At 68.7% G+C, this 8,538-nt stretch carries 8 protein-coding genes, 1 tRNA gene and 1 pseudogene; 4 read left to right on the top strand and 6 right to left on the bottom strand.

Going from position 1 to position 8,538, the window contains the following annotated elements; all coding sequences use genetic code 11:
* Positions 1-61: 61 nt before the first annotated feature.
* Together APZ21_RS24585 and APZ21_RS24580 are read right to left on the bottom strand one after the other, a co-directional pair.
* Positions 62-736, bottom strand: coding sequence for an arsenate reductase ArsC (locus tag APZ21_RS24585; protein ID WP_054815650.1), 675 nt, complete (start codon positions 734-736; stop codon positions 62-64).
* Positions 737-783: 47 nt separating this feature from the next.
* Complete coding sequence (locus tag APZ21_RS24580; RefSeq protein ID WP_054815638.1) at positions 784-1,488, bottom strand: arsenate reductase/protein-tyrosine-phosphatase family protein; 705 nt, start codon at positions 1,486-1,488, stop codon at positions 784-786.
* Between the two features lie 306 nt (positions 1,489-1,794).
* Between APZ21_RS24580 and APZ21_RS24575 the strand changes: the two are divergent.
* Positions 1,795-1,974 (top strand): annotated as a pseudogene (locus tag APZ21_RS24575) (hypothetical protein); the annotation flags it as partial.
* A 42-nt stretch (positions 1,975-2,016) separates the two neighbouring features.
* Here the strand turns inward: APZ21_RS24575 and APZ21_RS24570 are convergent.
* Together APZ21_RS24570 and amaB are read right to left on the bottom strand one after the other, a co-directional pair.
* Positions 2,017-2,090: transfer RNA gene (locus tag APZ21_RS24570), tRNA-Met, on the bottom strand.
* 59 nt (positions 2,091-2,149) lie between these two features.
* On the bottom strand, positions 2,150-3,679 hold the full coding sequence (gene amaB, locus APZ21_RS24565; protein ID WP_082393423.1) for an L-piperidine-6-carboxylate dehydrogenase: 1,530 nt from the start codon (positions 3,677-3,679) through the stop codon (positions 2,150-2,152).
* Positions 3,680-3,842: 163 nt separating this feature from the next.
* Here amaB and APZ21_RS24560 point away from each other — a divergent pair, with 163 nt between their 5' ends.
* Both APZ21_RS24560 and lat read left to right on the top strand, forming a co-directional pair.
* Positions 3,843-4,295 (top strand): Lrp/AsnC family transcriptional regulator, encoded by a 453-nt coding sequence (locus APZ21_RS24560; protein ID WP_040774829.1) that lies wholly within the window; start codon positions 3,843-3,845, stop codon positions 4,293-4,295.
* A gap of 65 nt (positions 4,296-4,360) precedes the next feature.
* Positions 4,361-5,710 (top strand): L-lysine 6-transaminase, encoded by a 1,350-nt coding sequence (gene lat, locus APZ21_RS24555; RefSeq protein ID WP_054815637.1) that lies wholly within the window; start codon positions 4,361-4,363, stop codon positions 5,708-5,710.
* Between the two features lie 120 nt (positions 5,711-5,830).
* On the opposite strand, the gene APZ21_RS24550 is transcribed toward lat, so the two are convergent.
* Together APZ21_RS24550 and APZ21_RS24545 are read right to left on the bottom strand one after the other, a co-directional pair.
* Positions 5,831-6,166: a hypothetical protein gene (locus APZ21_RS24550; protein ID WP_054815636.1), complete on the bottom strand. Its 336-nt coding sequence runs from the start codon at positions 6,164-6,166 to the stop codon at positions 5,831-5,833.
* Complete coding sequence (locus APZ21_RS24545) at positions 6,166-6,585, bottom strand: DUF1707 SHOCT-like domain-containing protein (protein WP_054815635.1); 420 nt, start codon at positions 6,583-6,585, stop codon at positions 6,166-6,168. The genes APZ21_RS24550 and APZ21_RS24545 overlap by 1 nt, the downstream gene beginning before the upstream one ends.
* A 214-nt stretch (positions 6,586-6,799) precedes the next feature.
* Between APZ21_RS24545 and APZ21_RS24540 the strand changes: the two genes are divergently transcribed.
* Positions 6,800-8,536, top strand: a complete 1,737-nt coding sequence (locus tag APZ21_RS24540) for a serine/threonine-protein kinase (RefSeq protein ID WP_054815634.1) — start codon at positions 6,800-6,802, stop codon at positions 8,534-8,536.
* Positions 8,537-8,538 lie beyond the last annotated feature (2 nt).

Below are 8,538 nucleotides of genomic sequence, written 5' to 3'. Positions count from 1 at the left end.
TCACGGTAAGCCTGTACCCCGGTACAGGATGCAACCCCGAAAACAGTCCGCTGCGGTCAGCTCAGTCGAGCGTGGTGATCTGGAGTTCGCCGAGCAGGCGCCGTACACGCTCCTCGATCTCGTCGCGGATCGGGCGCACCGATTCCAGGTCCTGGCCCGCGGGGTCCTCGAGGACCCATTCCTCGTAGCGGTGTCCGGGATAGACCGGGCAGGCGTCCCCGCAGCCCATTGTGATGATGACGTCGGCGGCGCGCACGATCTCCTCGGTCCAGGGTTTGGGGAACTCGCCGGTGATGTCGATGTCGACCTCGGCCATCGCCGCGACCGCGGCGGGATTGATCTCCTCGCCGGGTTCGGAGCCGCCCGACCATGCCACCGCGTGTTCTCCGGCCAGGTGGGTGAAGAACCCGAGGGCCATCTGCGAGCGTCCGGCGTTGTGGGTGCACAGGAACAGCACCGTCGGCTTGCCGTCGATGATCTTGCCCTCCACCCGCGCCAGCGCGCGCAGGCGTTGGCGGGCGAACCGCTCGGCCAGCAGCGGCAGGAAATTCACCACGGTCGCGCGTCCGGCGAACTGGTCGTAGGAGGAGTGCAGGAATCGTTCGATGGTCTCCACACCGAAGGACTCGGTGAACTCTCGTTGGAGGCGCGTCGCGGCTGTCGTGAGCGCGAGTTGCTGGTCGATGGTCAGTTCCTCGCGCGCGGAGGTGGCGTGGGCGAGCGGGCTTTCGGGCATGACGAACTCCAGGTGGTGGTTCGGGGCGTGTCCGGCGGGGGTGACGGTCACGCGGTGTCGGTGGCGGGGGTGACGGTGGCGGGGGTGACAGTGAACGCGATGCGGTCGATGCGGCGGCGCAGTTGCTCGAGGGCGTGGTCGAAGGCAGCGTCGGTGCCCGCGGACACCGGGTCCGGGATCGACCAGTGCAGCCGGTCCGGGTCGGCGGGCAGTTCCTCGTGGGCGTTGTCGCAGACCGCGATCACCAGATCCCCCGCCCGCACCAGGCCCTGCAACCCGCGAGGAGCGCTGGCGTGCAACGGAATCCGGTGACGGCGCGCCGCGGCGATCGCCCCCGGATGCACCCGCTCGGCCGGGTGCGTTCCGGCCGAGGTCGCCGGGACCTCGCTGCGCTGGGACCACGCGGCCACCGCCAACTGCGAGCGCGCGGTGTTGCGGCTGCACACGAACACCACCCGCTGGGCCGCGATCACACCGCGCGGCAACAGATTCGCGCCGAATACGGTCACCAACCGCAGATAGCTGCGGCGGCGGTCGCCTTCGGAACGGTCCCGTCGCACCAGCCCGGCGCGTTCGAGGACCTGGACGTGGTGAGCCAACAGGTTCGTCGGCAGACCCAACCGCGCGCACAGTTCCGAGGACGCCATGTCGCCGGTGGCCAGGATGTCCACGATCCGCACGCGCGTGACGTCGGCGAGCGCGGCGTGCACTTCGGCGCGCCGCTCCACCGACCACGATCCCTCAGTACTCATTGACTCAATGATCGCTGATCAAATATCTTGGGTCAAGCGCGAGGGACCCGCTCCCCACCACCGGGCCGACACCGGGTTGCCGCGGACCGCCCCGAGGGCGTGCCCGTGCGCGCAGGAACACTCGCATCCTCGAGCCGAAACCCGATCGGGACAGCGGTCGCCGAGACGTCGTCGCCGTTGCCCCGACTCTCCGTCCTCGATATCCACCATGCGATCCCGTCGCCACCCGAGCCCGGCCCGGCACACGGACACGAACCCGGAAGGCATCTTTCGTCAAGACAGTTCACCAGGCCACACGCCGGTGTGCGAATCATCAACTGGGACACCGACGAACCCTCCGAACGCGGCATCGACGGCATCGAACGCATGCGCCTGGTCCGCGACGACATCGCCATCCGCGTCGACACGCTGCTCGCCGAACTCCTCGCCCGCCTGGGCGTCGGTGCCGGCCTTACCCAAGTCAAGGACGACGAAGCCAAGAAATAGTCCTGGTGAGGGAGTTTGTTAACTCCCTCACCAGGACCTTTGTAGCGGGGACAGGATTTGAACCTGCGACCTCTGGGTTATGAGCCCAGCGAGCTACCGAGCTGCTCCACCCCGCGTCGGATATCTCAACCCTACACGCGGGTGGGGTGGGCGCCTAATCGCCTGGTCAGAGGGGTCAGGCGAAGGTAATGCCCTGGGCGAGGGGGAGTTCGGCGGAATAGTTGACGGTGTTGGTGGCGCGGCGCATGTATGCCTTCCAGGAGTCCGAACCGGATTCGCGACCGCCGCCGGTGTGTTTCTCGCCGCCGAAGGCGCCGCCGATCTCGGCACCCGAGGTGCCGATATTGACGTTGGCGATACCGCAGTCGGAGCCGTCGGCGGCGAGGAAGCGTTCGGCCTCGCGCTGGTCGGTGGTGAATATCGAGGACGAAAGTCCCTGGGGGACCTCGTTGTGTAGTTCGATGGCGTGGTCGAGATCGTGGTAGGTCAGGACGTAGAGGATGGGGGCGAAGGTCTCCTCGCGCACGATGGCGGTCTGGGCGGGCATGCGCACGATGGCCGGCCGGACGTAATAGGCGTCGGGGCCGCCGAGTGCGACGCGTTCGCCGCCGCACACCAGGTGGCCGCCGTCGGCGCGGGCGCGGTCGATCGCGGTGCGCATCCCTTCATGGGCGGCGGCGTTGATGAGCGGGCCGACCGAAATCCCTTCTTCGAGAGGGTTTCCGACGCGCAGTTGTCCGTATGCCTTCTCGAGTCGGTCCAGCAGCGGGCCGACCACGTCGACGTGCACGAGGAGTCTGCGCAGGGTGGTGCAGCGCTGGCCCGCGGTGCCCGCGGCGGCGAAAACGATGGCCCGGGAAGCCAATTCCAGATCGGCGGACGGGGTGACGATCGCCGCGTTGTTGCCACCGAGTTCCAGCAGGCAGCGGCCGAACCGCGCGGCCACTCGCGGGGCGACTGCGCGGCCCATGCGTACCGACCCGGTAGCGCTGACCAGCGCGACCCGTTCGTCGTCGACCAGCCGTTCACCGATCTGCGCATCGCCCTGGATCAGTTGGTGCACTTCGGGATTCGCGCCGACCTCGGCGGCGGCGCGGCGCAGCAGGGCGTGGCAGGCCAGCGCGGTAAGCGGCGTGGTCTGCGAGGGCTTCCACACCACGGTGTCACCGCAAACCAGTGCGATCGCGGTATTCCACGCCCACACCGCGACCGGGAAGTTGAAGGCCGAGATCACCCCGACCACGCCGAGCGGATGCCAGGTCTCCATGAGTCGGTGGCCGGGACGTTCGGAGGGCATGGTGCGGCCGTAGAGCTGACGCGACAGTCCGATGGCGAATTCGCAGATGTCGATCATCTCCTGGACCTCGCCGACGGCCTCGGCGCCGATCTTGCCCGCCTCGAGTGTTACCAGCTCGCCGAGGTCTCGCTTGTGCGCGCGCAACAGCTCGGCGAGGCGACGCACGACCGCGGCCCGCGCGGGGGCGGGCACCGTGCGCCAGGAGCGGAACGCGGCGGCGGCGCGGGTGATCGCGGCGTCGGCGTCGGCGACGGTATCGGCGCGCAGGCTCAGCAGTTGCCCGCCGGTAATCGGGGTGCCGACGATGAGGTCACCCGGCTGCGGCGGCTCGGCGCCGAGGGTGCGCAGCAACTCCGTGGCGCGCGCGGTGAGTCCGGGGGTGAGCTGGTCGCTGAGAGTGTGTGTCATCGGTTGCTCCGCTGTGTCGGTGCCGGCATGGATGTCTTTGTTTCGCTGAGCCTTTGGTTACTTGGCGTTGGTTACGGGTCACCTTCGGTTCCGCTGATGTTGCCGGATGTGAACGAGTCGATGTTTCCGCCCTGACCGGCCCCGGCTGGGTTAGCCTCGCCTGATGGCGGATACACCGGCAAGACCAGTACTCGATGACATCGATCGCCTGCTGATTCGGGAATTGATGGCCGATGGTCGCGCCACCCTGTCGAACTTGGCCGAGAAAGCGAGCCTATCGGTCTCGGCGGTGCAATCGAGGGTGCGCAGGCTAGAGGCGCGCGGGGTGATCCGCGGCTACACCGCGCACGTGGATCCCGAGGCGCTCGGACAGTTGCTGTCGGCATTCGTCGCGATCACTCCTCTCGATCCGTCGCAGCCCGACGACGCCCCGGCCGTGCTCCAGCACATCCCCGGCATCGAGGCATGCCATTCGGTCGCGGGCGACGAGAGCTACATACTGCTCGTCCGGGTGGCCTCGCCGCGGCACCTCGAGCAGTTGCTCCAGGAGATCAGGGCCACCGCCAACGTTCGTACTCGAAGTACCATCATCCTTCAGACATTCTATGACAGATAGTTGATGGCGAAAATTTATTCGCTCTTGTGTAGGGAATGCGTTAATTTTTCCGGTACCCTTCGAAGGTGACCCTCGAACTGGACCACACCCGATCGGGCGGTGACACGGCATCGGTCATCCCCGCCGCACGGGTGCACGAGATCTTGGCGGCGCATATCCTCGCCGACGGCTTCGACCTCGTCCTCGACCTCCGACTATCCCGAGGCTGCCGTCTCGTCGACGAACGCGACGGCAGCACCTACCTCGACATGTTCGGCTTCTTCGCCTCCAACGCGCTCGGCATGAATCATCCGGCCCTGGCCGAGGACGCGGATTTCCGCGCGGAACTGACCGCCGCGGCGCTCAACAAGCCGAGCAATTCCGATGTCTACACCGTGCAGATGGCGCGCTTCGTCGACACCTTCGCGCGCGTACTCGGTGATCCTCGCCTGCCGCACCTGTTCTTCATCGACGGCGGCGCGCTCGCGGTGGAGAACGCGCTCAAGGTCGCCTTCGACTGGAAGAGCAGGCACAACGAGGCGCACGGCAGAGGGCCCGAGCTCGGGACGAAGGTGGCACACCTGACCGGCGCCTTCCACGGCCGCAGCGGCTACACGATGTCGCTGACCAATACCGATCCGCTCAAGACCGCGCGCTTCCCGGCCTTCGACTGGCCGCGCATCGACAGCCCCTACCTCGCCGAGGGCCGCGACATCGAAGCCGCCGAGGCGACCGCCCTCGACCAGTTGCGCCGCGCCTTCGCCGAGAATCCGCACGACATCGCCTGTTTCATCGCCGAACCCATCCAGGGCGAGGGCGGTGATCGGCATCTGCGCGCGGAATTCCTCTCGGCCGTGCAGCGGTTGTGTCACGACAACGACGCGCTGTTCATCCTGGACGAGGTGCAGACCGGTGTCGGCATGACCGGCAGCACCTGGGCCTACCGGCAGCTCGGCCTCGCGCCGGATGTGGTGGCCTTCGGCAAGAAGACCCAGGTCTGTGGCGTGATGGCGGGCGGTCGGGTCGACGAGGTACCCGACAATGTGTTCGCCGTCGGCTCCCGGCTCAATTCCACCTGGGGCGGCAACCTCGCCGATATGGTGCGCGCGCGGCGCATCCTCGAGGTGCTCGAACGCGATGATCTGGTCGAAGGGGCCCGGCGGTCCGGCCAACATCTGCTGAAGCGGTTGCGCGCGTTGGCCGATGACCATCCGCGGGTCACCGAACCACGCGGCCGCGGACTCATGTGCGCGATCAGCCTCACCGAACCCGAGTTGAGAGACGCCGTCGTCAGCGCGCTGCGGGTGCGAGAACACGTACTTATCCTCGGCACCGGTGAGCGGGGCATCCGCTTCCGCCCCCCGCTCACCGTCACCGTCGAGGAACTCGACGCCGCGGTCGACGCCATGGACCGGGTGCTGTCCGCGATCGCCTGACGCTCCCGGCGAAGATCCGCGGCGGTCCTTCGGCCCCGTGGTCGCGCCGAAGTGGCCGCCGTGGACGTTCGCGGAAGCCGCGGTCGTGAGTGCGATGCGGGAGGTGCGCGCGTGCGGTGGTCACCCACGCAGCCCGAGTGCTCCCTCGACGAATCGACGGACCGCGGCGAGACCGTCCGCCAAGGCGGGCTCGTACCCTGCGCGGGCCCACCCGTCGACGGTGGCGGTGCCGTCCGCATTGGGCTCGACGCCGATCTCGGCGACCAGTTCGGCGGTGGTCGGTTCGCAGACCGCCCACGAGAAATGGGTTTCGGCCTCCCACTCGGCGGTGCGTCGGCGCACGTAGTCGGGGTCGGTGATGCCGCCGAGGGCGAGGGCGGGACGGTCGTCGATGCGGTCGTCGGCGCGCAGCGCGCGCAGATACCAGCTGCCCGCGTTGATCTCGATGGGTTCCATCAGCCGGACTCGCCCCGCCCGATCTCGCGCCTGCGCCTGCGGCGCCCGCGCCTGCGCTCGGAACGCCGCTCGAACAGCAGCGCGCCCGCGAGCGGAATGGCGAGGAACCACAGCCAGCTGCCGGTCACGAAGAACAGGATCACGGCCAGGATCGGGATCACCGCCATCACACGTTCGGGCGTCTGGGCCAGGAATCGGCTCGCCCGGCGCTCGGGCACTTTCGCCACGGTGACGGGTTCGGCGGGCAGATCGGTGAACACTCGGTCGAGGTCCTCGCGCACGACCGCGGCCGCCACGATCGCGCTGCGTTCGTCGAATTCGGCGACGCTCAGGCGACCCGCCGCGAAATTGTCCGACAGGCGGCGCAGCGCGTCCTCCCGATCCGCGGTGCCGATCCTGACGTACGGAAGTTCCTCCACGACCCCTAGGCTAGCGCGCCCGCGCCGCCCCTAGGCCGGCGAGCTCGCGCGCTCTAGGTCGGCGAGCTCGCGCCCCCTAGGTCGGCGCGCGCGGGGGCGTGCGGCGTCGGGTAGTTCACACCGCCGCTCCTGTGCGCGGCGCCGCGGCGGGGCTAGGCTTCTGGCAGCCCCGGCCCGCGGTAGCGGTGCACCGACGGTGACTGGGAGGTTCACTATGGGGGACGCGCGATTCGGGCCCTACCGGCTGGAGCGGCTGCTCGGCAAGGGCGGTATGGGTCAGGTCTGGCTGGCGCGCGACGAGCACGGCGCGCAGGTCGCGCTGAAGTTGCTGCCCGGTGAATCGGCCGCGGATCCCGGCTACCGCGCCCGTTTCGAACGCGAGGCCGAACTCGCAGCGGCCCTGCGCGATCCGCATCTGGTGCCGATCCACCGGCACGGCGAGGTCGACGGGCGGCTCTACATCGAGATGGCATATGTCGACGGCACCGATCTCGCGGCCCGGCTGATCGCGCAGAGCAGGCTCGCGCCGCGCGTGGCGGTCGACATACTCACCCAGGTGGCGTCCGCGCTCGACGCCGCACACGGCGCGGGGCTGATCCACCGCGATGTGAAACCGTCCAACATCCTGGTCCGGCCGGACGGTTTCGCCTACCTCATCGATTTCGGCATCGCCCGCGGGATCGGGCAAGCGGGACTCACCGCCACCGGAATGGCCATCGGCACTTGGGCGTATATGGCGCCCGAACGGTTCAGCGGCGTCTCCGACGCGCGCACCGACATCTATTCGCTGGCCTGCGTGCTCTATGAATGCGTGACGGGTCGGCGTCCGTACGGCGATACCGATCCGGCCCAGCAGATGCGCGGACACCTCATGGCCGACCCGGTGCGGCCGTCCACCGTGAATGCCGCGGTGCCGCCGGCCCTCGATCTGGTGATCGCCCGCGGTATGGCCAAACAGCCCGAGGCGCGCCACCGTACGGCCGGTGAGTTCGCCCGTGCCGCGCGGGCGGCGATCGAGCCCGGCGCCGAAGCGCCCGCGCCGCGGCGGATGCCACCCACCGCGGTACTGCCGGACGGGCCGACCGCGAGGCAGGTCGACCCCGCGCCGCCGCGTCCGAATATCGCTGCTGCACAGCCTATTCCGCACGAACACGGAAGTGTCTCGGCAGCCGGCGACGATATGCCCCCGCCCGCCGTTCGGACACCGTCCCCGACGAAGGTCATGCCCGACCCCGCGCCGCCGCCGACGCGCGTGGAGACCAGGTATCAGCCGCCGCCGCCTGTCTATCGGCCGTATCCGCCTGCGCCCGCTCGGGCGTATCCGCGCGGTGTGCCCCCGGTCCGGCCCGCCGCGCGCCCCGCGCCGCCGCGACGGCGTAAGCGCGGCGGGGTGCTGAGCAGAGTCATCGGGGCGCTCGTGGTGATATTCCTCGCGCCGTTCGCCTTCGCCGCAGGTTGTTTCGCCCTCATTGCCGCGGGCACGTCGAGCAATTCATCGGATTCGACTGTCGCGCGACCGCCCGCGGTCACCGACGAGCAGCGGCCGGGGGAGTCGAGAAATACGCCGGCGCCCGCCGATACGCCGGTCCGGGACGGCAAATTCGAATTCACCGTGACCGGTGTGGAATACGGTGTCTCGCGCGTCGGACTGCAAACGGCACGCGGATCGTTCCTGATCGTCGCGTTGAACGTGCGCAATATCTCCAACGAGCAGAAATGGTTCCTGCCGTTCGGGCAGAAGGTCATCGACAGCGACGGCCGTGTGTTCGAACACGATGCCGCCGCGACCGCGGTGCAGACCGTGCTGAAGGGCGCGCGCTATTCCTTCGACCTACAGCCCGGCCAGTCCGGCAGCGCCCAATTGGTTTTCGACATCCCGGCGGACGCCACCCCGAGCCATCTGGAATTGCACGACTTCATGCTCTCCGACGGCGTCACTGTCGACCTGTGAGC

The sequence above is a fragment of the Nocardia arizonensis genome (assembly GCF_001310275.1).
GTDB classification, from domain to species: domain Bacteria; phylum Actinomycetota; class Actinomycetes; order Mycobacteriales; family Mycobacteriaceae; genus Nocardia; species Nocardia arizonensis.
Note: the sequence above shows the minus strand (reverse complement) of the source record. Positions and strands in the feature narration are given on the sequence as shown.

Excerpts from the sequence above, each read along its gene's own strand:
- APZ21_RS24585 (WP_054815650.1), bottom strand. The coding sequence starts at position 736 with ATGCCCGAAAGCCCGCTCGCCCACGCCACCTCCGCGCGCGAGGAACTG.
- APZ21_RS24580 (WP_054815638.1), bottom strand. The coding sequence starts at position 1,488 with ATGAGTACTGAGGGATCGTGGTCGGTGGAGCGGCGCGCCGAAGTGCAC.
- amaB (WP_082393423.1), bottom strand. The coding sequence starts at position 3,679 with ATGACACACACTCTCAGCGACCAGCTCACCCCCGGACTCACCGCGCGC.
- APZ21_RS24560 (WP_040774829.1), top strand. The coding sequence starts at position 3,843 with ATGGCGGATACACCGGCAAGACCAGTACTCGATGACATCGATCGCCTG.
- APZ21_RS24550 (WP_054815636.1), bottom strand. The coding sequence starts at position 6,166 with ATGGAACCCATCGAGATCAACGCGGGCAGCTGGTATCTGCGCGCGCTG.
- APZ21_RS24540 (WP_054815634.1), top strand. The coding sequence starts at position 6,800 with ATGGGGGACGCGCGATTCGGGCCCTACCGGCTGGAGCGGCTGCTCGGC.